21 protein-coding genes are annotated in these 25548 nt (G+C 59.5%); 6 read left to right on the forward strand and 15 right to left on the reverse strand.

Annotated elements, in window-relative coordinates:
• Positions 1–9: 9 nt before the first annotated feature.
• The 10 genes from csy3 to ABD806_RS05130 all read right to left on the reverse strand — a co-directional run bounded on the left by csy3 (position 10) and on the right by ABD806_RS05130 (position 13577).
• Complete coding sequence (gene csy3, locus ABD806_RS05085; RefSeq protein ID WP_344955362.1) at positions 10–1038, reverse strand: type I-F CRISPR-associated protein Csy3; 1029 nt, start codon at positions 1036–1038, stop codon at positions 10–12.
• Between the two features lie 11 nt (positions 1039–1049).
• Positions 1050–2030, reverse strand: coding sequence for a type I-F CRISPR-associated protein Csy2 (csy2, locus tag ABD806_RS05090; RefSeq protein ID WP_344955364.1), 981 nt, complete (start codon positions 2028–2030; stop codon positions 1050–1052).
• Positions 2027–3343: a type I-F CRISPR-associated protein Csy1 gene (gene csy1, locus ABD806_RS05095; protein WP_344955366.1), complete on the reverse strand. Its 1317-nt coding sequence runs from the start codon at positions 3341–3343 to the stop codon at positions 2027–2029. The genes csy2 and csy1 overlap by 4 nt, the downstream gene beginning before the upstream one ends.
• Before the next feature lie 377 nt (positions 3344–3720).
• The gene (gene cas3f, locus ABD806_RS05100) at positions 3721–7014 is read right to left on the reverse strand and encodes a type I-F CRISPR-associated helicase Cas3f (RefSeq protein WP_344955368.1); all 3294 of its coding nucleotides are present in this window, start codon (positions 7012–7014) and stop codon (positions 3721–3723) included.
• Positions 7011–7988 (reverse strand): type I-F CRISPR-associated endonuclease Cas1f, encoded by a 978-nt coding sequence (gene cas1f, locus ABD806_RS05105; protein WP_344955370.1) that lies wholly within the window; start codon positions 7986–7988, stop codon positions 7011–7013. Before cas1f ends, cas3f begins: the two co-directional genes overlap by 4 nt.
• A gap of 118 nt (positions 7989–8106) precedes the next feature.
• On the reverse strand, positions 8107–8943 hold the full coding sequence (locus tag ABD806_RS05110; protein ID WP_344955372.1) for a BrxR family helix-turn-helix transcriptional regulator: 837 nt from the start codon (positions 8941–8943) through the stop codon (positions 8107–8109).
• Positions 8944–9156: 213 nt separating this feature from the next.
• Positions 9157–10359: a pyridoxal phosphate-dependent aminotransferase gene (locus tag ABD806_RS05115; RefSeq protein WP_344955374.1), complete on the reverse strand. Its 1203-nt coding sequence runs from the start codon at positions 10357–10359 to the stop codon at positions 9157–9159.
• 74 nt (positions 10360–10433) lie between these two features.
• Positions 10434–11840 (reverse strand): amidase, encoded by a 1407-nt coding sequence (locus ABD806_RS05120; protein ID WP_344955376.1) that lies wholly within the window; start codon positions 11838–11840, stop codon positions 10434–10436.
• A 3-nt stretch (positions 11841–11843) separates the two neighbouring features.
• Positions 11844–12812, reverse strand: coding sequence for a D-2-hydroxyacid dehydrogenase (locus ABD806_RS05125; protein WP_344955378.1), 969 nt, complete (start codon positions 12810–12812; stop codon positions 11844–11846).
• 132 nt (positions 12813–12944) lie between these two features.
• Positions 12945–13577: an HAD-IA family hydrolase gene (locus ABD806_RS05130; RefSeq protein WP_344955380.1), complete on the reverse strand. Its 633-nt coding sequence runs from the start codon at positions 13575–13577 to the stop codon at positions 12945–12947.
• Between the two features lie 112 nt (positions 13578–13689).
• On the opposite strand from ABD806_RS05130, the gene ABD806_RS05135 reads away from it, so the two are divergent.
• Complete coding sequence (locus ABD806_RS05135) at positions 13690–14529, forward strand: helix-turn-helix domain-containing protein (RefSeq protein ID WP_344955382.1); 840 nt, start codon at positions 13690–13692, stop codon at positions 14527–14529.
• 97 nt (positions 14530–14626) lie between these two features.
• On the opposite strand, the gene htpX is transcribed toward ABD806_RS05135, so the two are convergent.
• From htpX to bioB, 5 genes are all read right to left on the reverse strand, one after another.
• Positions 14627–15502, reverse strand: coding sequence for a protease HtpX (gene htpX, locus ABD806_RS05140; RefSeq protein WP_344955384.1), 876 nt, complete (start codon positions 15500–15502; stop codon positions 14627–14629).
• A 286-nt stretch (positions 15503–15788) separates the two neighbouring features.
• Complete coding sequence (bioD, locus tag ABD806_RS05145; protein WP_344955385.1) at positions 15789–16469, reverse strand: dethiobiotin synthase; 681 nt, start codon at positions 16467–16469, stop codon at positions 15789–15791.
• A complete protein-coding gene (bioC, locus tag ABD806_RS05150; protein WP_344955386.1) occupies positions 16462–17235 on the reverse strand; it encodes a malonyl-ACP O-methyltransferase BioC in 774 nt (257 codons plus the stop codon). The genes bioD and bioC overlap by 8 nt, the downstream gene beginning before the upstream one ends.
• Positions 17232–18368 (reverse strand): 8-amino-7-oxononanoate synthase, encoded by a 1137-nt coding sequence (gene bioF / locus ABD806_RS05155; protein WP_344955387.1) that lies wholly within the window; start codon positions 18366–18368, stop codon positions 17232–17234. Before bioF ends, bioC begins: the two co-directional genes overlap by 4 nt.
• A gap of 150 nt (positions 18369–18518) precedes the next feature.
• Positions 18519–19550: a biotin synthase BioB gene (bioB, locus tag ABD806_RS05160; RefSeq protein WP_344955389.1), complete on the reverse strand. Its 1032-nt coding sequence runs from the start codon at positions 19548–19550 to the stop codon at positions 18519–18521.
• A 108-nt stretch (positions 19551–19658) separates the two neighbouring features.
• Here bioB and bioA point away from each other — a divergent pair, with 108 nt between their 5' ends.
• From bioA to ABD806_RS05185, 5 genes are all read left to right on the forward strand, one after another.
• On the forward strand, positions 19659–20927 hold the full coding sequence (gene bioA / locus ABD806_RS05165) for an adenosylmethionine--8-amino-7-oxononanoate transaminase (RefSeq protein ID WP_344955391.1): 1269 nt from the start codon (positions 19659–19661) through the stop codon (positions 20925–20927).
• Between the two features lie 257 nt (positions 20928–21184).
• Positions 21185–22213 (forward strand): TRAP transporter substrate-binding protein, encoded by a 1029-nt coding sequence (locus ABD806_RS05170; protein ID WP_344955393.1) that lies wholly within the window; start codon positions 21185–21187, stop codon positions 22211–22213.
• Positions 22210–22758, forward strand: coding sequence for a TRAP transporter small permease (locus ABD806_RS05175; protein WP_344955395.1), 549 nt, complete (start codon positions 22210–22212; stop codon positions 22756–22758). The genes ABD806_RS05170 and ABD806_RS05175 overlap by 4 nt, the downstream gene beginning before the upstream one ends.
• Entirely contained in the window at positions 22755–24056 is a 1302-nt protein-coding gene (locus ABD806_RS05180) for a TRAP transporter large permease (RefSeq protein WP_344955397.1), read from the forward strand. The genes ABD806_RS05175 and ABD806_RS05180 overlap by 4 nt, the downstream gene beginning before the upstream one ends.
• Positions 24057–24383: 327 nt before the next feature.
• The gene (locus tag ABD806_RS05185) at positions 24384–25307 is read left to right on the forward strand and encodes a LysR family transcriptional regulator (protein ID WP_344955399.1); all 924 of its coding nucleotides are present in this window, start codon (positions 24384–24386) and stop codon (positions 25305–25307) included.
• Positions 25308–25548: the final 241 nt, after the last annotated feature.

The raw sequence follows: 25548 nt of genomic DNA on the forward strand, positions 1-25548 counted from the left end.
ATATGCTCCTTAGTCAGCCTTTTCACCAAAAACACCACCTCGCACCAGGGTAGCAATCACATAATGCTGCTGATCGATAGACGGAGCTTCATCTTTCAACACCCAGCGGTCTAGCAGACTGTAAAAGTCCATGTTTTCTTTGGGCTGGCGATAGGCAGTGCCGCGGTTGGTTACCGAGCCATAGGGTTCAACGGCAATGGGGCCCAGCTCTTTCGCTCCCGGATACCAGGTATCGATGGTGCGCAACGCATTACCGATTTTTTGGGAGTGCATCGCCGCTACGTCGCCCACCTGGTAGAGGTATTTGCTTTTGCTGTTATCACGGCTGCCATTGAGCACCAGCTCCTGGGATGGGAACACTTCCTGCCCGGCACCCAGCCGTACAAAGGCTTCCACCTGCAAAAAAGCAAAACGGTTACCCAGCAAGCCCTGGCGAATCACCTCAGCCAGGGAAGTCAAATCACCCTGATCGCGATTGAATGCACGCAGATTGAAATGCTGGGCATTAAACACCCAACTGGTCTGTACCTTTTGCTCCACAATATGAGCAATATGCACTTCCATCGCTTCTGCACCTACCCGGTTGCGCCACAGAAAACGGCCGTTCGCTAGGTTTTCCGCATAACGGTTCGCCAACTCGTGAAACTGCTGCTCCTCGATATAACCCAGAATTTTCCCGGCCAGAGCGGCCTGATAAGCCTGGTCATTACAGGATGAGGGAGTAGCCAGATCCCCCAGTACTCTCAGGGTAAAACTGACTTTCAAGGTGTCCGCATCAAAAGGCAGAGCCACCATATCCACCCGTTGCAGGTTCGCTTTCTGGATCTCCGCATCCACTTTTGCCGGATCATTGGCGATGGCGTTTTTCAGACGGTTGGAAATAGTGCCTCGCACATCCTTGCTCTGAATAGCCAACGGCTGCCAGCTTTGGCTTTGCTCTCTATGTTGCCAGTTACCCGCGTGCATCAGCGCATCGGAATTGGCGAGCTTACGTTCAAAAGCCAGTACGGATGCGGTCTTAAGGGTGTTTTTAGCCATGATATTATTCCTTAAAAGTTATCTTCAAAGTCGTTAGATTCTTCGTCATCTTCCTGATAAGCATTACTGCAAAGATAAAGCTCATCCTGATATCGGTAAGACCAAAATATCGTTTCCAACTCGTTGACTCGGTGAGGGCTCAGCCATTGCCCCAAGCTGTATACCGACTCCACGAAACGAAAGGGAGTGTCGGGATCACGGCTGTTGGCGACAGTTCCTGGGTCGTACAACGGAGATATGGCCTGATAACCGACGGCAATAGGCACCAGATAGCCTGGTGACGGTTTGGGTTGACGCCGCCACTCAACCTTTTCCTGGTTTTCCCCGGTCTCAGGCTGATATTTAAGCGCCACAAAATCGAGCAAGCTATCAAGCAGTTCAATCTGGGAGCCCGATGCCTGCTCTTGCCGTTGTCGATGGTGTGCTGCTAATACGTCATGACGATCCACTAGCACAAAGCCCGGCAACAGTCCCAGCATCAGCCGACGCGTCATGCGGGCTCGCTCTTTCTGATCCCGCTCCAGCTCCTGCCAGCGAACCTGAGCAATGTCGGTAATGGTGCCGCCGGCCAGTCGTTGGCACAGCGCCAGTTCATGCACCAGCTCTTTCAGCCCGGCGATTTTTTGTTCCAGTGTGCCGCCTGCCAGGTTTATCTCTTCTGCGTCAAACTCACACTCAATCAGCAGGGTCACCGTCATGTGCATACGCCCTTCTTCATTGAAGGGAGCCGTGTTTCCCTCTCTGGTCAATGGATTGCGCGTAAGGGCAAACACATGTTCACCCCAGCCACCGGGCTGATAAGCCTGTACCTGATGCTCATGGCCAATCACGGCGCAGCCGCCCAAGGTCAAACCACAGCGCTGATCCAGCTTGCGCGACAACGCATGGGTGAAGCCCAGAAAGTTGGCGATCCCCGGAAAACCCCAGGTTAAACCGGTAATGGCATTGGCATTTTCCACCCGAATATGGCGGAGCTGTAACAGGGACTTCATACCATTGCCTCCATATCTTCCCGCAGGAGCCGCAACTCCCGCTCCAGTTGGCCCGCCCATTCATTGGACTCGACATCCTTCATCGACAGCTTCTTGTGCTGCAACTGTTTATTCAGCCATTGGCCAAAATACTGGGCAATCTCCTGCTGCCAGTCTGTGGCTGCCCGTCCGTCCACAAAGGCAGTATCGGCACGACGAGGATCCAGCCAGTATTTCTCTACGGTGCTGATATCGGATGCCAAGCTCCAACCCGCAGCCAGTGACTGATAGCGGGCCGCCAGCTGATGCAAATCGGCCACCAGCGTCGCCAGCAGTTTTTTGCGCCGATTGCGGATCTTTACGTTGCTGTCTTTATCGCTTACCGCAATCAAGAAGGTCTTCAGCTCATTCACAACAGGCCGACTTTGGCGAGCATACTGCCCCCAGAAGGCGTTTGAATGAGCCGGTGGTGTCACGCGGGTTTGCCAGTGCGGTGGCTGACAATTAAGCAGATACGCCTTGCCGCCACGCTGACTGTTCAGCAGGGAAATATTCTGGGGTTTGGTGCCGCCAAAGGTCTGTATCGCCAACTGGGGATAATCGACGATCACTTCCTGATGAGGGCGCTTGTCGGATCGGGCCTTTCTCGCTTCCTTGGCGCTATCGGAAAAACGGCTGTTATTTACCCGCTCAAAACATGCCTGTGTCAGCGCCGATGAAAACAGAGGCCCAAGCAGGTGGTATCCATGGGCCGCTACCGGGAAATAAATTTGTTTGGCCAGCTTATGAGAGCTTGGGTCTCGGCTTTGCAGTGCTTGTCGAAACCCATGCAGCCAGGCGGACAGTTGCTCTTCATTTTTCGCAAAAGGCTGCAAAGGGCTGGCATCACCCTTGGACAACAAGTCAATCAGCCGTACACCATCAGCCTGCAACAGCAGCAAGTTTGCCACATCCAATGCCGCCGCATTACCGACCACATCCAGCTTGGGCGCCATTAAATTACCGCTGCCAAGATAGTCTTCCATCTCTGACTTGGTCAGAGAAAACAAACTGCTGCCTTTAGCATCACTATGGCTGTATTTCAGCGCATGGGTGACCAGATTTATCTGCTTAGCTCTACCAGAAGCAGCATCCAGCCAGTTGGCAGGTGAGTACTTCTCGATTTCCAACTGTCGTTGCTCAGTATATGTCGCTTCCCACTCGTACAGGGCATCAGGATCTGTTGCCAGACTGCTACGTTTTTTTTCTGCTTCCTTGTCCAGCTTCTCCAGCCGGATACTGCTGCGATCAGCAATATATTCCGATATCGCCGCGCTTAGCTTAGAACTCGGCATCAGGCTCTCCTTTTATCAGATTCCAATCAAATGTAATACGGGGAAAGACACCACAATCTGGATAGACATATTGACCGATACCAAAGCTCCCACCCCGGCTCCACACAACCCAATCATCAATCGCTTTGTTAACCGCTTCATCATGAGCCCTATCTGCATAATACAATCAAGCAGCAAGATACATCTGCTCAACCCTGACAGGATTCATACTACACCTAAAAACACAAAAATCAAACCTAAGAGTCTCACAAGAAAAAATTTTCTTTCTGCAACCCAAGTGAGTTATCATGCCTGTACTGTCGAACAGACAGCTCAGAAATAAGAGTCTCATCGACTAACGCAACTCAACTGCCGAACAGGCAGCATGTACGACATGCCTAATCCGGCATGTCGTACACCCCAAACCAGGGATGGTAGTGCCATTTAATGATGGTATTTTCATTACCTACCCTGAGACGCAGCTCGGTAAAGCGCAGGCTTACCCGCTCTACATCCTGATCCAGCCGCTCGGCCAACTCGCCAATCAATGCCTCTGGATCGTTGTCAAGCCAGGGACTCACCGCAGGGGCACACTGATAGCTCACCCGTTTAAAACTCTTTTCCCTCAGTTCGGGATTGCCATCATCTGCCAGGGAACAAAAGCGCCAGTGGTCGCCTTCTTCCTGCAGCCATAAAAAGAAACGCTCATCCGGCCTGGACTGACGAAACGGCAGCAGGCGCTGTAGCTCAAAACACCAAGCAGACTGATGACGCCACCACTGGGCGGCGTAATTGGCGATCTTTTTATGACCAAACAACTGGGCCGACAGATGAGCATGTTCCAGTCCTACCAGATTATTCTGGTGGCGCAATGGCACAGGTCTGAGGATGCGTGGATTGGCATTGATCCAGCGATATTGCTCCGGCTCCAGAATTGCTCCGAGATCATGTTGTTTAAGCTGAAATTCGGGTTCACGTTCATGTTCAAACCCGGGATGAAGATAAGCCGGTGACTTACCCCGCAACGCCTTTATATTCTTGTTAAATATCAATAAATTAGGTTGTTCAGGTGGCTGCTTCCGATGGCGCTGAATACGCCCCGCCAGCTGGATTAAAGAGCGCATGGAGCTGGGTTCGGCAATAGCCCAGTCATAATCATGATCACGCCCAACTTCTGCAACGGGAGAACTGCACACCACAAATACATGATGCCGCTCCGGATGCTTGTTCAAGGCAGCTTTGATCTCGGGAACCTCCCAGAGGGCATCTGAGTGATGACGGTCCAACGCGGCATCCAATCTTGCCTCCATTTTGGAGCGCACCAGCATGGGGTGCTGACTGTGATAAACACAAAAGTGCAGCCGAAAATCTGCGGGCGGCGCCAGCTGACATAATTGCTGGCTCACTGCCACCAGATCCTTGATATTGGCCATGCGGATTAGCCCGATAGAAGCCGTCTTGCCACTGGCTTGTTGCCGGGTTGAATGGGCTTGATGCAGGCGCCATATGCCCTTGTATAAGGTACTGGCCACCGCTTGCATAACGACCTCAGCTGATTGTCCTACGGCTGCTACCGGCAGTAATTCCGCCATGCGTAACGCATGCTGCCGATTGGTTAACCGCGCTACCCGCCGTGTCACGAATGCCTGATGTTGCTCCTTAAAGCTATCCAGGTTGGCGTGCTGACCATGCTCCGCCGCCTGTTCATCAAACCAGGCACAGCAAACCGAATCTGGAGTTTCAGGCAAACCGCAGGCGACATTAAAAATACGACAGCCCGCCAGGTAGGCGTCAAACAAGGCACAGATCAGCGCCGGTGGCAGGGTCGCCGATGACAGCAGTACTCGGCTGCCCAGCAGTCCTGCCCAGTTAACCAAACGGCACAAGGCAGGCAGGTCGGCCAAGTCGAAGTCGTCCGGCTCGTCCAGTACCAGATCAGAGGTCAGCAAGCGCAACATGGGCGCTATCTGCTTGCCTCCTCTGCCGCCTTCGGTGGCTGGTATCAAATGATCGATGGTACTGACCAACACCGGAGCGCTGATCAGTTGATGCAGCTTGTCCGACTGTTCCAGCCAACGACGCAGGGGGCCATCATCCAGACTGCCGTCGTAACGCACATGCTGATCTTCATCCACTAATGGAGCTGCCGACTCACTGCCACTTTTTTCCTCGCGGCTAATGTTATCCACATCTTCCACCCGCAACTCATGCAACTGCTTGACGGCCTGGGAACCGATCAATACCGCCAGCTCGTCGGACTCCAGATGCAGCCGTTCGCGCAAGGCATCACCGGTTTGCAAGGTCAGGGTACGCAACCCCAGCGCCACGCTGAAACGACAACCCTGCTTTTCGTCCGACAAGCCGTACATGATACGGGCATTGGCAAAGGTCTTGCCGCAGCCGGTCGAGGCCATATTTACCCCGAAAAAGCCCTGCCGGGATGATGCCGATGCCAGCCCTTGTGCCAGTTCATAAGCTTTGTCCTGCCAGCGGTACTCCGCCAGGGTACTGCGTTTTTTTAACTTTTTGTGCCGGCTAATGGCAGGCAGATAACGGCGCAGCTTGGGTAATCGCCGGGCTAATAGCAGCGCATTGTGCCCAACCCCGATATTATGCTCATCCAACTGCTGCTTGAGTGCTCTGGTTACCCTATCGGTGTTGGCATATGCCTGATAGTCATCGTCTTGCCACTTGGCAACGGCTGCACCGGCCGAGTAGCTGTGATCGGCCAGCATCAGAGAAAGCCGGGCCAGATGCAGGGTAAAAGGGTCTTCTGCCAGCCAGTTACGTTTTAGGAAAGCTGTGTGTTTCAGCGCCCGTTCGGCAAGCTGATGCGCCTTGTTACACCAGGTTTGGCTGGCAACCGGGGTACCTTGATCGAATTGCCATACCTGCTGCCAGTCGTCATCGGTCCAGTCCGGCTTGAGACACTGGGGCGAATTCCAGCTGGCATTCAGGCGTTCCGAGTCTATCGCCAACGACTCAAGATCAGGCGAAGCCAAACTCCCGCATTTTACAAACTGGGGCAAGCGGTGGTGAGAGACGATAAGCCAGCCGATGGTACGTGCCAATGGCGGCAAGGCTTTGAAAGGATTACTTCCCAACTGACCGGCGCCATCCTGAATGTCCCTCAAACAGGCCAGTATCGCCGCATCATCGTTCGGGGATACCTGTTCCAAATGAGTCAGCCATTCTTGATCGCTGCGACCATTCACAAAGGCCTGGAACAGCCGCAAGGAAACCCACTCATGCCGATAGGGTTCGGCACGCATGGCCATGACCAGCAGCTTTTCCTGAAACAATCGGTTGGCCTTGCCAAAATCGTGGAACAGGCCGGCAATGCCCGCCAACAGGGCAATCACCTCGGCGGTGTGCCAATTATCCTCATCCTTGGTTTTCAGCACGTCCAGGCCGGTGGTATTGGTGGGAACCGTCCCTTGTTCGTTGAACTTGCTCATATTGCCGACAATCCACAGCAGCTCGCTGCGACCACCGGTTTTCAGCCAATGACAGGCCACCGCCGTATTTCGCCTGGCGGTTTTGCGCAGCAGCTTGCGCAAGGTCAGCAATCCTTCCTGGGTAATGACGGTTTGCCAGGTACGATCTCCCTTACGTTCGGCAAACTGGTCAAGAATGCGGCGTGTGTCCTGCAGAGCTCTTTTGTTGCATTGGGATACCAGCAGAATATTCATGACCTGCCCTCGCTCAACGCCTCTGCCACCTCCTTGATGGCGTCGATCATCAAATCCATGGCCTGCGCCTGCTGAAAAGCCGAGATAATACGCTGGCGGAACTCCTGCTCCTCTTCTCCCGCCATGGCGGCAATAAAGGCACTGGGCAACACTAAAGCATCCTTGATGAGATCCGCCACATCAAACACCAAACCACCCCGGCGAGTCTTGCCATGGAGCACCGCCAAACCGTGAGGCAGACCCATCACCCAGGTAGCGGTGGCCGCGAGGCCATAGGCCAGATAATTGCCGTGGTCGAGAAAACGGTTGGCCGTATCAACTCCGCTGCCGCCCTTAGCACGGGTAAAATCGCCATACTGCACTGCATTACCGGCCAGCTTATAGAGTGCCTTAGTCATGACCGCTTCCTGCGCCAAGACATCGTTGCTGCTGCTGCATTCCACCAGACGAGTTTCAAAACTGTCGAGCACACCATTCAAGCGGGATTCGCTTAGCTCGAAACCGGATTCCCGCTGCATCCTCGCTCCCAGCCATAAACGGCGAATATGAGCGATCCGCATTTTCTGAAAACGGATAGCGGCCTCTAACCGTTTATCATCATCGAACCAGAAACTGACCCACTGTTGCAGGTATTCGGTAGGCCGGTATTCGCTTTGGGAGTTCAGCCAAGAGACGGCCACTTCCGCCTCGTTGGCCGCAAACAAGGGCGTGCCGCCGCCACCGCAAAAACCAACCAAGACGCCCGCCTTGGCGAATTCCCGCATCGCCGCCTGGGTCACGGAAGTTCCGGTTCCCAGGAGGATGGCCGTGGTATTGGCAATGGGAATATTCCAGTAGAGGGACTGTTTGCCCTCTTCGGTGACGTACTCGACCCGGCCACCGTTCACCAGCACCCGGCAATACTCCAGGTAATAGAGATTGGCCCGTTTGGAATGCAGTATCGTCTTCAAATCTGATGGTGATAAATCATCCATTTGCTCAATCCTTATCCTGCGTCGATGTTGCCGAAAGGCTCATGTATATTCCAACTCTGCCCCATTCCCCCTCCCCCGCCAATGCTGTGCAAAAACACATGTCGTCTGGCTTTACAGGTCAGAACAGCCATTCCTTCATTTCCTCGTGATTGGCCAGGATCAGTTGCTGGGCGGCGGGATTGCCGTCGAGCATTTTCACGCTCACCTGCATCTCGTTCAGCAGGTACTGGGCCAGGGCGGCACGGGTGGGCAGGTGCAGTTCGCCGTTTACCATGTCGTAGTCGTAGGCCAGAGCCTCCTGCTGGGCCGCGCTTAGGCGGGGATCGGGCTTGAGGATCAGGCTAACCTGGGTGTCCCAGGCGGTGTCGGGGGGCAAGGGGGTCTGTTGCAGGCCTTCCAGGCCCGGCTCGCCGTGGAAGCGGCTCAGCACAAAGTCCCGGTAGCCCTGGGCCTTTTCGCACCAGGCGCGCAGGTGCCAGCGCCGGCCGGTGTTGACGAAGCGGATGGGCACTATGATGCGGCCATCCCGGTCCGGCTTGCTGACGGCACCGTAGTCCACCTCCAGCCGGTGGTTCTGGCGCATGGCATGAACCAGGGGGCATATCACCTTGGGGGCGACGTTGCGCGGTGGCGACGCCAGAATGGCGTGCTCCAGCCGGTAGCCGGGCTCAACGGGCATGGCGTGGGCGCGCTGGCCGGTCATCCAGTTCAGGTATTCGGCCACATCATCAGAGATAAAGGCGGGCTTGAAGGCCGGGGTGGGCAAATGCCCCTTGCGGGAGGCGCAATAGGCCAGGTTGCCGGGCTGCTCCTGCAAATACCGGTTGATGTCTTTGCTGGCCTGCTGGCGGCTCAGGCCAAAAAACTGCTGCAGATGGGTGCTGGTTACCCGGCCTTCCCAACAGGCAATCAGCTCTATCAGCCAATAACGGCGACGGGGTTCGGTTTTTATCATGGCGTCCGTGCTTTTTGTTTTTTTGCCATTTAAGGCAGAGCCGGACCAATACTTCAAATGAAATATATATTTATCGTTGGTTATTCTTGATAAACCTGAGCTTCATCAATAAATGTTGGTGAAAAAACCAAGTTTAAATAATGGTGCTACCGATGTCGGCTGGCTGCCCTGCCAAACCAGTCCGGCCCCTAAAAGACATGGCTTTGTGCCAAATCATTCCCAGTCCTGTTTTTTCAGCCAGGGGATCATGCGCTCGAAGGCTTCGTCCAGTTGGGCGATGGAGGTGGAATAGCTGATGCGCAGGGCATTGGGCATGGCGTTGCCGAAGGTATCGCCGGGGATGGTGCAGACCCCGATTTCCTTCAGCATTCTCAGCGCCACATTGGCGGCATTCACGCCTTCCGGCAGGCCGGGAAATAAATAAAAGGCGCCCTGGGGGCGGTAGCCGGTTAAATAAGGCGCCTGGTCGACCCACTCAATCAATCTATTCCGGCGCTTGCTGTATTCGGCCACCATATTATCGATAAAGTCGCTGCTGCCGTTTAATGCCGCCACGCCCGCCCATTGAAAGGGGGTGTTGGCCACAGTGGTGGTAAACATGTGGTAGCGGCGCAGTTTTTTAATGGCGCCCTGGCTGGCCATCAGCCAGCCGATACGCATGCCGGCCATGCTGTAGGTCTTGGAGAAACTGCTCACCACCATCACATGATCCAGATCGCTGCAGCAGGATAAGACGCTGGGGTAGCTGAGGCCGTCGTAAATCAGATGGTCATAGACTTCGTCGCTGATCACATAGATGCCCCGGTAGGCGGCTTCTTCCACTATGGCCTCCACCGTTTCCCGGGGATACACGGTGCCGGTGGGGTTACCGGGGGAGTTGAGCACGATGGCATAGGTGTTGACATCCATGGCGTCGATCACTTCCTGGGGGTCCAGCTGATAGCCCAGCTCGGGGCGCAGCGGCACATGCCGCACCACGCCGCCGTTCATGCGGATCAGCGGGGCATAGAGCATAAACGCCGGATCCGGCACGATAAACTGCCGCCCCGGGGCCGAGGTGGCGGTCAATGCCAGATACAGGGCCTCGGTGGCGCCCGTGGTCACCAGGATATTCTCCGGGCTGAGCGGCCGTTGGTAGCGTTGGCCGTAGTAACCGGCCAGGGCCTCCAGCAGCTCCGGCAGGCCGGCGTCCATGGTGTAGCCGGTCTGGCCCGCATACAACGCCCGGCTGGCGGCGTCGATGATATGGGGTGGCGTGGGCAGGTTGGGCTGACCAATAGACAGATGGATCACGTCCTCCATGTTGGCCGCCAGGTTGACCATCTTGCGGATGCCGGGCACCGGGATGGCATGTATGGCCGGGTTCCAGATAGGATCTTCGCTTTCGTAGAAGTCTTTATCGTCCAGGGTACTCATCATGCCTCCTGCGTTGTCCATGGCGGGCCGAATGAATTCGGCCCGCCAAACAGCCCCATGCCACCGTCCTGCCTTCAGTTCTGCGCCAGCATGGGTGGACACAGGGTCAGACCCAGCGCCTGCTGGTAGGCATGGGCCACCTGCAGTACCCGGGCATCGTCGAAACGGGCGCCGACCAGCTGAATGGCCATCGGCAAGCCATTGGCCGCCAGCCCCGAGGGCACGGAGATCGCCGGCTGACCGGTCAGGTTGAACGGGTAGGTAAAGGGCGTCCAGGTCGGCCAGCGGGTAGCGGGCCAGTCCACCGGCACCTCCCGGTTGGTGTCGAAGGCGGTGATCGGCAGGCAGGGCGTCAGCAGCAGATCGTACTTGTCGTAGAAGCGCGACATCCGCTCGCTCAGGGCCATGCGCTCGTTCATGGCGCCCAGGTAGTCGAGCATGGTGCAGCGCTCGGCCTTGCTCACCACCTCCACCAGCGCCGGGTCCATCTGTGCCCGCGCCTTGGGTCCCAGATCCCGCAGGGCATTGGCGGCCCCGCCATAAAACAGGTGGCTGAAGGCGGCCAGGGGATCGCCGAAGCCCGGATCCATTTCGATCACCTCGGCGCCCAGTTCTTGTAGCAGCGCGGCGGCCTGGGCCGTGGCCCGGGCGATATCGGGATCGACATCCACGTAGCCCAGGTTGGGGCTGAAGGCGATGCGCAGGCCTTTGATCGGTGCTGCCAATCCGGCCAGATAGTCGATATTGCGCCGGGGCGCGGCCAGGGCATCGCGGCTGTCGGCCCGGGTCAGGGCATTCATCATCAGTGCGCAGTCGGCCACGGAACGGGCCATGGGGCCGGCATGGGCCAAGGTGCCGAAGGGGCTGGGCGGCCAGTGCGGCACTTCGCCATAGCTGGGCTTGAAGCCGACGATACCGCAAAAACCGGCGGGAATACGGATGGAGCCGCCCGCATCCGTGCCCAGCGCCAGCGGCCCCATGCCCAGCGCCACGGCGGCGGCACTGCCGCCACTGGAACCGCCGGCGGTCCTGGTGATGTCCCAGGGGTTGTTGGTGGCGCCGCACAACGGGCTGTCGGTCACCCCCTTCCAGCCGAATTCCGGGGTGGTGGTCTTGCCGAGCGGCACATAGCCCTGGCTCATCAGCGCGCTGACCGCGGGCGCGGCCTTGTTGAGGGTGCTGTCCGGCCTGATGGTGCGCGAGCCTTTCAGGGTTGGCCACATGGGGGTCAGAAACACGTCTTTCACCGCCACCGGCACGCCGTCCAGCGGCCCGAGCGGACGGCCTTGCCGATAACGTTGCTCCGACTCCCGGGCCAACGCCTGCGTGGTCTGCTCATCGATCAGGCAATAGGCATTGACCGCCTCGTTATGCCGCGCTATCTGCGCCAGCATGGCGGTGACCGCCTCCACCGGCGACAATTCACGGCGTTGATATAAACGGCTTAGCTCGAAGGCACTCAGGGTCAGCACTGGGTTCATCGCTTACCTCCCGTTAGTAATAAATCCGCTGCTTTTATCCACCACATTGAGTAACGACTCGCCCCGCTCGAAGCGGGCGAAGTTGGCCATGAACTGCTCGCCCAGGCGTCGCTCCCAGCCCACCAGATCCCCCGCCATATGGGCGGAGATCATCACATTGGGCAGGGTCCACAGGGGGTGTTCCGGCGGCAGCGGCTCGGGGTCGAACACATCGAGGGCGGCGCCGGCAATCTCCCCTGACTGCAGGGAGTGCAACAGATCCTCGGTGACCACTATGGGGCCGCGTCCGACATTGATAAAGCGGGCATGGGGAGCCATCGCCCGGAAAGCATGGCGGTCAAACAGTCCCCGGGTCCGGGGGGTGAGCGGGGCCGTCACCACCACGTAATCCGCCTGGGGCAGTTGCTCCAGCAGCTGATCCTGGCCGACCACCCGGGCGAAGGGCGGCTGTACCCGCGGGCTGCGGGCCACGCCGGTGACCCGCATACCCATGGCACCCAGCACCCGGGCCACCTCGGCGCCGATGGCACCGGCGCCGACCACCAGCACCCGTTTGCCGACCAGGGTTTCCGTGTCTCTGTGTTGCCAGCTGCGGCTGCGCTGCAGGTGCAGGTTGGTGAGGGTATCCTTGGCAAACATCAGCACGGCCCCCAGCACATACTCGGCGATGCCGCGTTCGAAGTTGCCCCTGGCGTTGGTGAGCACTATGTCGCTGTCACGCAGGGCCGGGAAACACAGCCGGTCGACCCCGGCACTGGCGGCATGCACCCATTTGAGCTTGGGTTGGTCGGGCCAGGCCCGTTCCAGCAGATCGGTACGAAAGTCGGTGACCAGCAGGATATCGGCCTCGGGCAGGCTCTGGCGCAGGCTGGTTTCGTCGGTGGCCAGGGTGAGCCGGGCTTTGCGCTCCAGCCCGTCCAGCCCGGGCAGCGGGGATTGGTCGGGGCCGCTTAACAGCACCACATGGGTCATCGATGCATTCCTTGGGTTGGGTTCTTTCCCCTACCCTAGTCGCCAAGGCGCTCCCAATGCCAATTTTTTTGTCCTTGTATGACCAAGTTGTGAGCTGATGCGGGGCCGAAAAGGCGCCGGCGGCCGGGGGCCTTAAACCGGCAGGCTGAGCTCCCCGCCCCGGTAGCGTACCCCCTGGTAATGGGGAATTCGGGCCAGCACCCGCCGGTGCCGAATGTCGCTCTCGCCGATCACCACCACCCGGCAACCGGCGGCCAGGGCGGCTGCTATGCCGGCACTGGCGTCTTCGAACACCACGCACTCCTGCGGGGCCCGGCCCAGCAGCCTTGCCGCCAGCAGATAAGGTTCGGGATGGGGCTTGCCCCTGCTCACCCGCTCGGCGGTGACCCGTATTCTGGGCAGCGGCAGTATGCTGGTGTCCAGCTTGGGAATGGATACGGGCAGGGTGCCCGAAGTACAGATCGCCCAGTCTCGCTCATCCAGGGAGCAGAGCAACTCCCTGGCTCCCGGTATTTCACGCACGCCGGATACCGCCGCCATCTCCGCCTGCTCCAGCCAACGGACTTCGGCGGCGATGTCCAGGTGCGGGGCCAGGGCGGCGATCACCTCCCGGCTGGGGATGCCGTGACAGATGGACAAGACCGATGCCAGCGAGATGCCGTGGCGCTCGCACCAACGCGACCAGGTCTGGTTGACGATGGCGGTGGTATCCACCAGGGTGCCGTCCAAATCGAAAATAAGTGCCTTTGCTGCTATGACCGTCATCTCGTCCTCCTTTGGTTGCTATCCAGCCTACCCCCGGGGACCGGACGGAATGACCACACCGGTTCAACAAGTGATACTATTGGCTCAATTATGCCGTTCACACTGAGCCTTTATGTTAAAGCGAGAGTTACACCTGCTGCCCCATGACAGATCCTGGGGCTGGACGGATCTGAACCTGACCCGGGTGCCCTTCCAGTGGCATTATCATCCGGAATACGAAATCACCCTGACCCTGGGGGCCGAGGGGATGCGCTATATCGGCGAAGATGTGGACAGTTTCGGCGCCTGCGATCTCACCCTGATCACGCCCAATGTGCCCCACACCTGGGATGCCAGGCCGGGAGAAAACCAGCAGGTTTATGTGATCTTCCTGCCGGAAGACTGGCTCAGGCGCCAATGCGAAGCCGGCCTGACCGAATTGCACGGCTTCGCGCGCTGGCTGAAACAAGTCGGGGCCGGGGTGGTATTCAGCCCGGGCACGGCAACAAGGGCCAAACCCCTGTTCACCCAGCTCAAGCGGGGCGGGCTCGGCGCCCTGGGAGCCCTGTACCGCCTGTTTGCCCTGCTGATGCAGGATCAGGGCGCCCGCCTGCTGGGCGGCCGTAACACCAGCATGGAAGACAAGCGCCTTGGCCGGCTGCTGGCCTATCTGCAGCAGCACTATCAACAGCCCCTGCGCCTCGAGCGGGTGGCGGACTTCTGTGCCATCAGCCCGGCGACCCTCAAGCGCCTGCTGGCCAGTCACTGCGAAACCAGCTTCAGCCAGTACCTCAATCACCTGCGCCTGGGTCATGCCTGCCACCTGCTCACCACCAGCACCCTGGCCATCTCGGTTATCCGTGAGCAGGCGGGTTTCTCCAATGCCAGCCATTTCAACCGCCTGTTTCTGACCCATACCGGGCTCAGGCCCCAGGCGTTTCGCAGCCGCTTCGGCTGGCGTAAACTCCAGTAGCGGATCGCCGGGCTGGTCTCATCCCCGGGAACCACCGGATAACGCATACAAAAAAGCCCCGGCCAATGGCCGGGGCTTGCGCCATACCGTCCTGTTGTTAACCCAGTTCGCGCAGGGCCTGGATGCGTTTTTCCAGCGGCGGATGGCTCATAAACAGCTCGCTGTGCCGCTTGCCGTTGATGCCGAAGGCGGCGAGCGAGCCTTCCAGCTCGCTTTCCGGGCCACGGCGCAGGCGCTCGAGGGCGGCGATCATTTTCTCCTTGCCCACCAACCGGGCCGAGCCCTCGTCGGCCCGGTATTCGCGCTGGCGGCTGAACCACATCACGATCACCGAGGCCAGCATGCCGAACACCAGCTCCAGCACCATCACGGTGGCGAAGTAGGCGATGCCGCCCAGGCCGCCGCCTTCTTCTTCCTCGCCGCGGCTGAGGAAGCTGCTGATCAGGTTGGCCACGATACGGGCAAAGAACATCACGAAGGTGTTCACCACCCCCTGCACCAGGGTCAGGGTAACCATGTCGCCGTTGGCCACGTGGCTGATCTCATGGGCCAGTACCGCCTCGGCCTCGTCCCGACTCATGCTGTACATCAGGCCGGTGCTCACCGCCACCAGCGAGTCGTTGCGGCGGGCACCGGTGGCGAAGGCGTTCATGTCGTTGGACTGATAAACACCGACTTCGGGCATGCCGATGCCGGCCTGTTGCGCCTGACGGGCCACTGTGGTGACCAGCCAGTGTTCCATTTCGTTCCGGGGCTGCTCGATCACCTGCACACCGTAGGCGCGCTTGGCCATCCACTTGGACATAAACAGCGAGATGGTCGCGCCACCAAAGCCGAACACGGCACAGAATACCAGCAGGCCGGTGATGCTGCTGCGGTCGATACCCAGCACGGAAAATACAATATTCAGTACCACACCCAGTACCAAAACCACGGCCAGGTTGGTGGCGATAAACAGCAGAACGCGTTTCATAAGCCTTCCTTAACGATAGAGGTCTGCCGACATAATATGTCCGAATGGCCAGATTTCAAGGGCGGCGAGATGAATTATTCCGGGCTGGCGGCAAAGCGGGGATGCCACCACGTAAGTCGGGATACGATCATTCGGGATACGATCATTATGTAGGTCGGGTCTTGGCCCGACGTTAAAGCATGGTCGGCTGTTTGTGGGATCGTCGACCCCGGCGCGATAGGAGTTACATGGCCTTGCGGCCCATAGGCCCGGGATCGGGCCTCCTACAGGGAATATTAAATCTGATCTACAACAGTGCGGCGATATCGAGGAAGTGCTCGGGGTAGCCGATTTCTTCGTCGCTGAGCCAGGGCAGCTCGCCGAGGAAAGGCGCGGAGATCAGCCGTTTCAGGGTCTCGGCATTTTCCTGGAAGTGCTGCATATCCGGGTCGACCCGGTTAAGCACCCAGCCGGCCACCGACAGGCCGTCGCGGCGGATCGCTTCTATGGTCAGCAGGGCGTGATTGATGCAGCCCAGTTTGGCGCCCACCACCAGGATCACCGGCAGATGTTCCCGCTTGACCCAGTCCGACAGGAAGTGCTGCTCGTCGAGCGGCAGCCGCCAGCCGCCCGCGCCTTCCACCAGGATCCAGTCGGCGGCGGTTTCCTTCAGCCGCGCCAGGCCCTGGCTGATGTGACCGCTTTGGATGCTTTCATTGGCCAGCCGGGCGGCGATATGGGGGGCGATGGCCGGCGCAAAGGCGTAGGGATTGACCATGGCATAGGGCAGCGGGATAGAGGCTTCCCGCTGCATGGCGTTGGCGTCGCCGTTGCGCAGCTCGCCGTCCACTAGCTCACAGCCGGAGGCAACCGGCTTGTAGCCCACCACTTTTTTACCGACCTCCTTGGCGGCACGCATCAGTGCCGTGGTCACCAGGGTCTTGCCGACTTCGGTATCGGTGCCGGTGACAAAAAATGCCTTAGCCATATATCACTCCATATGCCAGTCGATAGCTGGCCACATATTGGCCGGCCGTGTTCTTAGGATAGGCAAGATTCAGTCGTTGCCAACCGGCCTTGCCTAGCAGGCCATTGCGCCGGGCTCCGTTGACCTGGTTGGCGCCTATGCCCTTGAGATCCAGCAGCAGATCCTTTACCCGGCTATAGCCGAGCGGCACATCCACCACCGTCAGCCGGGCCGGCCGGCCGCAGTTATCGAGCAGGGCCTGCAGCCGTTCCCGGGTGATAAAGCGGTTGATATGGGCATGGTCGTCGACCGCCCGCCAGGCCTGGGCCAGCTCCTGCAGGCTGCCGTCCAGCAGGGTAGAGAACACCAGCACGCCGCCGGGCTTGAGCCGCTCGCTCCAGCCCCGCAGCCAGGCGGCCGGAGCGGCGCTCCACTGCAGGCAGAGGTTGGCGAATATCCAGTCGAGGCTGTCCGGCGCCAGCGGCATTGCGTCCATATCGGCACAGATGGGCAAGATAGAGGCTTTTTTTTGCGCCTGCTCAAGCATATCCGCCGACAGATCCAGCGCCAGCAAGCGCTCGGCTTTGGCCGCCAAGGCCGGCAGGAAATAACCGCTGCCGCAGCCCAGATCCAGCCCGCTAGCCCGGGTGCCCGACGGCAGCAGCGCCAACAGCGCCTCGCCGCTGGTGCGCTGCAGGCCGTTATGCTGTTCATAGCTGCGGGCGGCCCGGCCGAAAGCGGCGGCCACCCGGGCCTTGTCTATATGTTGTTCGAGTTCGGCGGTCATAGGCTGTCCTGCAAGGCGCCGATCAAGGCATCGATATCCCCTGGCCGGTGGGCGGCGCTCAGGGTAATGCGCAGCCGGGCCGAGCCGGTGGGCACGGTCGGTGGACGTATGGCACCGACCCAGATCCCTCGCTCTTGCAGGCGGGCGGCGAGCGCCAGGGTACGACCTTCCTCGCCGATCACCAGCGGCTGAATGGCGGTAATAGAGGGCAGCAGCTCGCAGGGCAAGGAGGCCACCCCCTGGCGGAAGCGCTCGACCAGCCCGGCCAGATGGGCACGCTTGTCGTCGGCGCGGCGGACCAAGCGTACCGCCGCCAGTATCGCCGCCGCCTGCGGGGGCGGTAGGTGGGTGCTGTAGACATAGCCGCGGCCGTAATTCTGCAGATAGTCGATCAGTGCCCGGCTGCCGCCGACAAAGGCGCCGCCCACCCCCAGGGCCTTGCCGAAGGTGCCCATCATGATCTGCACCCGGCTTGTTGCCAGGCCAAAGTGGCTGAGGGTGCCCCGCCCTTGGTGACCGAGCACACCCAGGCCATGGGCGTCGTCGATCATCAGCCAATTCCGGCTCTGTTCGGCGAGGGCTACCAGCTCGGGCCAGTTGCCCAGGTCGCCGTCCATGCTGAACACGCCTTCGGAGATGATCAGGCCGGCCTGCGGGGTTAACCGGGCCGCCAGCGACGCCATATCGTTATGGGCAAAGCGCCGCATCCGGGCCGGACTGAGCAGGCCGGCTTCCTGCAGCGAGGCATGGTTGAGCTTGTCCTGCCAGCACTGGTGATCCTTGGTGAGCAGTGCCTTGATAATCGCCTGATTGGCCGAAAACCCCGAGCTGAACAACAGCACGGCTTCCACCCCCAGCCAGTCGGCCAGCTCGGCTTCCAGCGCCCGGTGGATCGCCTGATGCCCCACCACCAGGGGTGACGCCACCGCGCCCACGCCATACTCCCGGGCTGCCTGTTCGGCGGCCAGGCGCAGCTCGGGCGCCTGGCTCAGGCCCAGGTAATCATTGCCGGCAAAGTTGAGATAAGTCTGTTCATTGGCATGCAGCAGGCGCCCGGCCACCTTGTCGATGGCTGCCAGCCGGCGTGTCAGTCCCGCGGCCTCACGGTCGGCCAAACTCAGGTTAAAAAGCATAGTTTCCTCGAGCTATAAGCTGGAAGCAGCCAGAGCCGTATTTAAGTCATGTGAACGCCGCGGGCCACTTGCTGCCTGCAGAATAAAAACCGCCATTTCACACAACGCCGAATGGCTTCCAGCTTAAAGCTTCTGGCTTCCAGCTTTATTTTAAGCTTCGTAATACAGGGGTTTCGGCTCGTTGTGGGCGGCAAGCTGTTCATGCAGCTCGATTTCTGCCATCTGGTCCGGCTTCTGGCTGGCACCGCTCGGCCGAACACCCAAACGCTTGAACAGCTGCATGTCGCTGTTTTCATCCGGGTTGGGGGTGGTCAGCAACTTGCAGCCGTAGAAGATAGAATTGGCGCCGGCCATAAAGCACAGGGCCTGCATCTGGTCATTCATCTTTTCGCGCCCGGCAGACAACCGCACATGGCTCTGGGGCATCAGGATACGAGCCACGGCGATGGTGCGGATAAAATCGAACTCGTCCAGATCTTCCTGGTTTTCCATCGGCGTGCCCTTGACCTTGACCAGCATGTTGATGGGCACGCTCTCGGGCTGACGCGGCAGGTTAGCCAGCGCCAGCAGCAGGCCGGCGCGGTCCTCCGGACTTTCGCCCAGACCGACGATGCCGCCGGAGCAGACTTTCATGCCAGAGTTGCGCACATTTTCCAGGGTGTTCAGGCGATCCGCATAGGTGCGGGTGGTGATGATGTCGCCATAATATTCCGGGCTGGTATCCAGGTTATGGTTGTAGTAGTCCAGTCCCGCCTCGGCGAGCCGGCCGGCCTGCTCGCCCGACAGCATGCCTAAGGTCATGCAGGTTTCCAGCCCTAAGGATTTGACCTCTTCCACCATCTTGACCAGATAGGGCATATCCCGCTCCTTGGGGTTACGCCAGGCGGCGCCCATGCAGAAGCGGCTGGAGCCGTTGGCCTTGGCCTCCCGCGCCCGCTCCAGCACCTTGTCCATTTCCATCAGCCGCTCGGCCTCCAGACCCGTGTTATAGCGGGCGCTCTGGGGGCAGTATTTGCAGTCTTCCGGGCAGGCGCCGGTCTTGATCGACAGCAGGGTGCTGACCTGCACTTCGTTGGCATCGAAGTTGGCCCTGTGCACCTGCTGGGCTTCAAACAGCAGATCGAAGAAGGGGCGTTCAAACAAGGCGAGTACCTGCTCGCGGGTCCAGTGTTGGCGGCTCATGGTGTCCCCAATGTCCTTAAAATCAAGAGGTGTTTTGCTTGGCTAGTGTAAGGACGGGCGCTATCCTGTCAACAACAAAAAATATTAACGGTTTACATTTGGTTAAAAATGAATCAATTTGACGTACAATTCGATCTCGACCACCTCTGGCACCCCTACACCTCCCTCACCCACCCCCTGCCCTGCTACCCGGTTGAACGGGCCGATGGGGTGTATCTACAGCTGGAAGACGGCCGCCGCCTGGTGGACGGCATGTCATCCTGGTGGGCCTGCCTGCACGGCTATAACGTGCCGGAGCTGAACCGGGCCGCCAGCGAGCAGCTGGGCAAGATGTCCCACGTGATGTTCGGCGGCCTGACCCACGCGCCGGCGATAGAACTGTGCCAGGCGCTGGCCAAGGTGCTGCCGGTTGGTCTGGACCGCTTCTTCCTGGCTGACTCCGGTTCGGTGTCGGTGGAAGTGGCGCTGAAGATGGCCATCCAGTACTGGCATGGCCGGGGTCAGCCCAAGACCCGCTTCGTTTCCTTAAGCCGGGGCTATCACGGCGACACCTTCGGCGCCATGAGCGTGTGCGACCCCAACGGCGGCATGCACAGCCTCTACGAGGGGTTTTTACCCGAACATATTTTCGTGCCCGCCCCCCGAAGCCCCTTTGGCGGCGCCTTCGATGCCGCCGAGCTGGCCGAGCTGGAAGCCGTGCTGGCCGAGCATCATGCTGAGCTGGCCGCGCTGATCCTGGAGCCCGTGGTCCAGGGGGCCGGGGGCATGCGCCTTTACCACCCGGACTACCTGAAAGGGGCCCGTGCGCTGTGCGATAAGTATGATGTGTTGCTGATTGCCGATGAAATAGCCACCGGCTTCGGTCGTACCGGCAAGCTGTTCGCCTGCGAATGGGCCGGCATCAGCCCGGATATCATCTGTATCGGCAAGGCGCTGACCGGCGGTTATATGACCATGGCGGCGACCATTACCAACCGGCAAGTAGCCGACACCATCTGCAACGGCCCCGCCGGGGTACTGATGCATGGCCCCACCTTTATGGCCAACCCCCTGGCCTGCGCCGTGGCCAAAGCCAGCCTGGAGCTGCTGCTGGCCTCCCCCTGGCAACAGCGGATAGCCGCCATCGAAGCGCAGCTTAAACGTGAGCTGGCCCCGGCCCGTGATTTACCGAGAGTGGCCGATGTACGAGTGCTGGGCGGTATCGGGGTGATTGAACTGCACGAACCGCTCAATGTCGCCGATGCACAGCAACAGCTGGTGGAGCTTGGGGTGTGGATCCGCCCCTTCGGCAAGCTGCTGTACGTGATGCCGCCCTATATCATCCAGCCCGATGAGCTGAGCCAACTCACCCGCGCCATGAACCTGGTGGTCGGTTAACCCAACCTTGTCCGGCGTAAGTCGAGCCTTGGCCCGACATTTGCCCGACTGACCCGTGATTGCCGTAGGTCGGCCCGAGGGCCGACCTCCCCCATCCCCTTATTTCCCATTCCCCATTCCCCATTCCCCATTCCCTCAAAGTGTTACGCATGCGTTAAAAATATTATCACCAAACACTTCACTTTTTAAAAATATATGATGTATTGTGTATCGCGTCATCTAGCTCAATGTTGTTGCTCATCGAGAGGGAGAGAATTATGAAAGGTATATGGATATCGCTGCTCGCCGCCGCCGGACTGTGGCACGGGCAGGCGGCTGCCACCACTACCATGCGCGTTGCCACCTGGCTGTCACCCACCAGTGAAATGAATGCCGTGGTGCTGCCTACCTGGGGCAAATGGATCGAGGAAGCCACCGAAGGCCGGGTAAAAATCAAGCTGGAGCATGATCTGGGCCAGCCCCAGAGCATGATTGACTTGGTTCAAGATGGTGTCGTAGCCGCATCATGGACGTATCATGGTTACTTTCCCGGTCGCTTTAAACTGACCACCATCGCCGAGCTGCCCAACCTGAATGCCGGTGCCGAGGCCGCGTCCGTCGCCCACTGGCGCATTCATCAAAAATACCTGGCCAAGGCAGGTGAGCATGGGGACGTGGTGGTCGCCGGCCTGTTTACCCATGGCCCGGGTGAGATCCATACTCGCGAACTGCTCACCAGCCTGAGCGATCTGCAGGGCAAGAAAATCCGCATCGGCGGCGGTGTGCAAAACGCCATCGGCGAAAAACTGGGCGTGACCGGCGTCGCCGCGCCCACCACCAAGGTGTATGAAATGCTCACCCAGGGTGTGGTCGACGGCGTGTTCAACCCGATGAATACCAAGCGCAGCATGCGCTTCAAGGAGGTCGCGCCCTATACCCTGAAAATGCCTCACGGCATGTATCTGGGCAGCTTCGGCATCTTTATCAATCCCGACTTCCTCGACCGCCTGTCCGAACAGGATCGCGAGGCCATCATGGCCGTCTCCGGTGAGAAGCTATCGGCCATGGCCGCCCGTGCCTGGGTGCAGGGCGACCAGGAAGCCGAACAGGATGCGCTCGACTACGGCAATACCATCACCCCGGCCAGCGAACAGGATATACAGCTGTTCGGCGAGCTGACCAAAGATCTGCAGCAGCAGTGGCTGGATGACGTCGCCGATCGCAAGGTGGACGCCGCCCAGGCGCTGACCGAGTTCAGGCAAATCGCCCGCGACTACCAGGCGCAGCAGCAAGGTAGTCAGGGATGAACCGGCCTGCTTCTCTGGCGGCCCGTCTCTGGTGCAACAGTGCCGCTGTATTACAGCGGCTACTGGACCGGCTGGCGGCCCTCATGTTGATACTGATGATGCTGCTCACCACCGTCGATGTGGTGGGCCGTTATCTGTTCAACCGTCCGGTGACCGGCTCCGCCGAACTGATTGAAATCATGCTGGCCGCCATGATCTTCTGTGTGCTGCCCACCATCACCTGGCAGCAGGAACATGTGGCGGTCGACCTGACCGAACACCTGCTGCCCCGCCGGCTTAGGCAACTAAGGGATCGTCTCTATCACCTGCTGATGGTGGTCGGCGCCGCCTATATGGCGATGACGGTATGGAAGCTGGCGGAGCGGGCCGCCCGCTATGAGACCGTCACCGAATACCTAGCCATTCCTACCTCGGGCATCATGTTTTTTATCGCCGGCTGCCTGTGGCTGACCGCCTTTACCTTCCTGGTATTGGGTGTTATCAGCACGCGCGTGGCGTACACCGGGCAACAGCAAGGTAATCAGCGGGAGGCTGTTTCATTATGATGGAATCACTGATTGGCTTCGGGGTGCTGCTGGCACTGATATTCATGCGCATCCCCATCGCCTTCGCCATGGCACTGGTAGGCATCGTCGGCTACGCGGCCCTGTCTGACTTCAACTTTACCGCCGCCCTGTCGGTCAGCGCCCGGCGGCTGCTGGACACCGCCCAGGACTACAGCCTGAGCGTGATCCCGCTGTTTATCCTGATGGGCAACCTGGTCAGCCGCTCGGGTCTGTCCAACGAGCTGTTCCAGGCATCCCACGCGTTGATCGGTCATCGCAAGGGCGGCATGGCGATGGCGGCGATCACCGCCTGCGGCGGTTTCTCCGCCATCTGCGGCTCCAGCCTGGCCACCGCCGCCACCATGTCGCGGGTCGCCATACCGCCGATGCGTCAATTCGGCTACGCCGACAGCCTGGCCACCGCCGCCATTGCCGCCGGCGGTACCCTGGGGATTTTGATCCCGCCCAGCGTGGCACTGATTATTTATGGCGTGCTCACCGAGCAAAGTATTCGCGATCTCTTTGCCGCCGGCCTGGTCCCGGGCATCCTCGGTGTCCTGCTCTATCTGGGAGCGGTCCGCTACGTGGTGTGGCGCGACCCCGAAGCCGGCCCGCGGGGAGAGGCCATGAGCCGCACCGAAAAATGGCGGGCCTTCAAGGGCGTGGGCGGTATCCTCAGCCTGTTTATGCTGGTGATGGGCGGCATCTACCTGGGCGTATTCACCCCCACCGAAGCCGCCGGCATCGGTGCCGCCGGCGCCCTGGTGATCGCCCTTAAACGCAAGACCCTGACCGCCAAAGCCCTGCTGGACGTGCTGACAGAAACCGCCCGCACCTCCACCATGCTGTTCTGCGTGGTGATAGGCGCGCTGATCCTGTCCAATTTCATCAACCGGGCCGGGCTGCCCGACCACCTGGTGGAGCTGATCACCGGTTTCTCGCTGTCGCCTATGATGGTGGTGCTGCTGATCATCGCCATTTACCTGGTGCTGGGCGCCGTGTTCGAGAGCATGTCGATGATGCTGCTCACCGTGCCGGTCTTCTTCCCGGTGGTGCAGAGCATGGGGCTGGACCCCATCTGGTTCGGCATCATAGTGGTGGTCGCCACCGAGATCAGCCTGATCACCCCGCCGGTGGGCATGAACGTGTTCGTACTCAGCGGCATGCTCAAGGATGTCAACAGCGCCACCGTGTTCCGCGGCGTCACCCCCTTCTGGTGCGCCGACATAGTGCGCTTGGGCCTGCTGATCTTGCTGCCGGCACTCACCCTCTGGCTGCCGAACCTGCTTTACCGGTAACCGGCATCGTCGTGCCAAGGCACCGACCTTGAGGCCTAATGTCGGTCAATTAACGGGATTGGTTGGCGTTCAAGCCGACCTTCTGCGCCAGGGTCGAAAAATGCTCCTGCATTTTCGACATTTCCGCCATCCATGGCGGTCAGACGGCGCAGCAGAACCCCCAGGGATGGGTTTATGGCGTGTCGGCGGGAAGCTAATCAATCCCGTTCTGCGCTTAACTGACAAGCATTAGGCCTTGCGTCCGGCATGAATTTTATCGGCAATGCCCAGGGTTGACGTTATCCTTGCTTATTGATCACATCACCCCTCGGGAGTGCAGACATCTTCATGGACGTCAGTTATCGCCAGCTTAAGGCGTTTATCCATCTGGTTGAAATCGGCAATATGACGGCGGCGGCCGATGCCGTGCATATGTCCCAGTCCGCCCTGAGTCAGATAGTCAAACGCCTGGAAGAACAGCTCAACAGCCAGCTGCTGCTGCGGGAAAAGCGCCAGCTGGTCATCACCGCCGCGGGCGAGGCCCTGTATCGGGAAGCCCGGATCATCGTCAACCGTCTGGAGCGGCTGCGGGCAGAAAATGATCTGGCGGCCCGGGGGCAAACGCCGCCGTTTCGCATCGCCACCCTCTACACCACGGCGCCCCTGGTCACCGAAAGCCTGCCCGATCTGGTGCGACAACTCCCCTCACTCCCGCTGGTGCTGGATGAAATCGGCAGCATCCCCCTGAGCCGGGTGCTGTCCAAGGGGGAGTTCGATGTCGCCGTCAGCACGCCGCCCTTCGACGCTCACTTTCACTTTATCCCCCTTTACCGGGACTTTATGGGGCTGTATTGCCGCCGGGATCACTCCCTGGCCCGCCAAGACAGCATCAGCTGGGAGCAGGCCGCCAACGCGGCCAACATCGGCGTACCGGAAGGCAACAGCCTGCGCCTGCATGCGGATCGCATCTTCACCCAGCTGGGTATCCACTACAGGCCCGACATGACGGTAGCCCATCCGTCCACCATGCTCGGCATGCTGCGGGCCGGCATGGGCGCCACCCTGCTCTCGTCGACCTTTGCCCACTGCCAGCCCCTGGGCGATATCGTCTTTGTACCGATCGAGGAGCCGCGGGAATACCGCACCTTGGGGGTATTACTCGGTCAACATATTGCCATCGATGATCCCCGGGTCGTGATCTTCACCCAGGCGCTGAGGCGCCACCTGAACAGCTCCGCGGCCTTTCGGGAACACGCCATTATCCTGCTCTAAATACCCCTTCCTAATACCGCGACCGGGTGGTGCATGGCGTGTCTGCCTGCGCTCCCCGCTCGCGGTCGCGAGTTCCCCACTATTCGGAACGACTATTTAGCCCCCATTGCCCGTTAATACCGTTTTGCTAATGGTTCAATAAGAAAGCAGAATCCTTATATGGCCCGCTTTATGGCATAACTCTGCCCAGCACTTCCATCCTGCATAGGCACGGAATGTCTTTTCATTGGTGACAGGAGTT

The sequence above is a fragment of the Zobellella aerophila genome (genome assembly GCF_039539325.1).
GTDB lineage: Bacteria > Pseudomonadota > Gammaproteobacteria > Enterobacterales > Aeromonadaceae > Oceanimonas > Oceanimonas aerophila.

Excerpts from the sequence above, each read along its gene's own strand:
- csy3 (WP_344955362.1), bottom strand. The coding sequence starts at position 1,038 with ATGGCTAAAAACACCCTTAAGACCGCATCCGTACTGGCTTTTGAACGT.
- csy2 (WP_344955364.1), bottom strand. The coding sequence starts at position 2,030 with ATGAAGTCCCTGTTACAGCTCCGCCATATTCGGGTGGAAAATGCCAAT.
- csy1 (WP_344955366.1), bottom strand. The coding sequence starts at position 3,343 with ATGCCGAGTTCTAAGCTAAGCGCGGCGATATCGGAATATATTGCTGAT.
- cas3f (WP_344955368.1), bottom strand. The coding sequence starts at position 7,014 with ATGAATATTCTGCTGGTATCCCAATGCAACAAAAGAGCTCTGCAGGAC.
- cas1f (WP_344955370.1), bottom strand. The coding sequence starts at position 7,988 with ATGGATGATTTATCACCATCAGATTTGAAGACGATACTGCATTCCAAA.
- ABD806_RS05110 (WP_344955372.1), bottom strand. The coding sequence starts at position 8,943 with ATGATAAAAACCGAACCCCGTCGCCGTTATTGGCTGATAGAGCTGATT.
- ABD806_RS05115 (WP_344955374.1), bottom strand. The coding sequence starts at position 10,359 with ATGAGTACCCTGGACGATAAAGACTTCTACGAAAGCGAAGATCCTATC.
- ABD806_RS05120 (WP_344955376.1), bottom strand. The coding sequence starts at position 11,840 with ATGAACCCAGTGCTGACCCTGAGTGCCTTCGAGCTAAGCCGTTTATAT.
- ABD806_RS05125 (WP_344955378.1), bottom strand. The coding sequence starts at position 12,812 with ATGACCCATGTGGTGCTGTTAAGCGGCCCCGACCAATCCCCGCTGCCC.
- ABD806_RS05130 (WP_344955380.1), bottom strand. The coding sequence starts at position 13,577 with ATGACGGTCATAGCAGCAAAGGCACTTATTTTCGATTTGGACGGCACC.
- ABD806_RS05135 (WP_344955382.1), top strand. The coding sequence starts at position 13,690 with ATGTTAAAGCGAGAGTTACACCTGCTGCCCCATGACAGATCCTGGGGC.
- htpX (WP_344955384.1), bottom strand. The coding sequence starts at position 15,502 with ATGAAACGCGTTCTGCTGTTTATCGCCACCAACCTGGCCGTGGTTTTG.
- bioD (WP_344955385.1), bottom strand. The coding sequence starts at position 16,469 with ATGGCTAAGGCATTTTTTGTCACCGGCACCGATACCGAAGTCGGCAAG.
- bioC (WP_344955386.1), bottom strand. The coding sequence starts at position 17,235 with ATGACCGCCGAACTCGAACAACATATAGACAAGGCCCGGGTGGCCGCC.
- bioF (WP_344955387.1), bottom strand. The coding sequence starts at position 18,368 with ATGCTTTTTAACCTGAGTTTGGCCGACCGTGAGGCCGCGGGACTGACA.
- bioB (WP_344955389.1), bottom strand. The coding sequence starts at position 19,550 with ATGAGCCGCCAACACTGGACCCGCGAGCAGGTACTCGCCTTGTTTGAA.
- bioA (WP_344955391.1), top strand. The coding sequence starts at position 19,659 with ATGAATCAATTTGACGTACAATTCGATCTCGACCACCTCTGGCACCCC.
- ABD806_RS05170 (WP_344955393.1), top strand. The coding sequence starts at position 21,185 with ATGAAAGGTATATGGATATCGCTGCTCGCCGCCGCCGGACTGTGGCAC.
- ABD806_RS05175 (WP_344955395.1), top strand. The coding sequence starts at position 22,210 with ATGAACCGGCCTGCTTCTCTGGCGGCCCGTCTCTGGTGCAACAGTGCC.
- ABD806_RS05180 (WP_344955397.1), top strand. The coding sequence starts at position 22,755 with ATGATGGAATCACTGATTGGCTTCGGGGTGCTGCTGGCACTGATATTC.
- ABD806_RS05185 (WP_344955399.1), top strand. The coding sequence starts at position 24,384 with ATGGACGTCAGTTATCGCCAGCTTAAGGCGTTTATCCATCTGGTTGAA.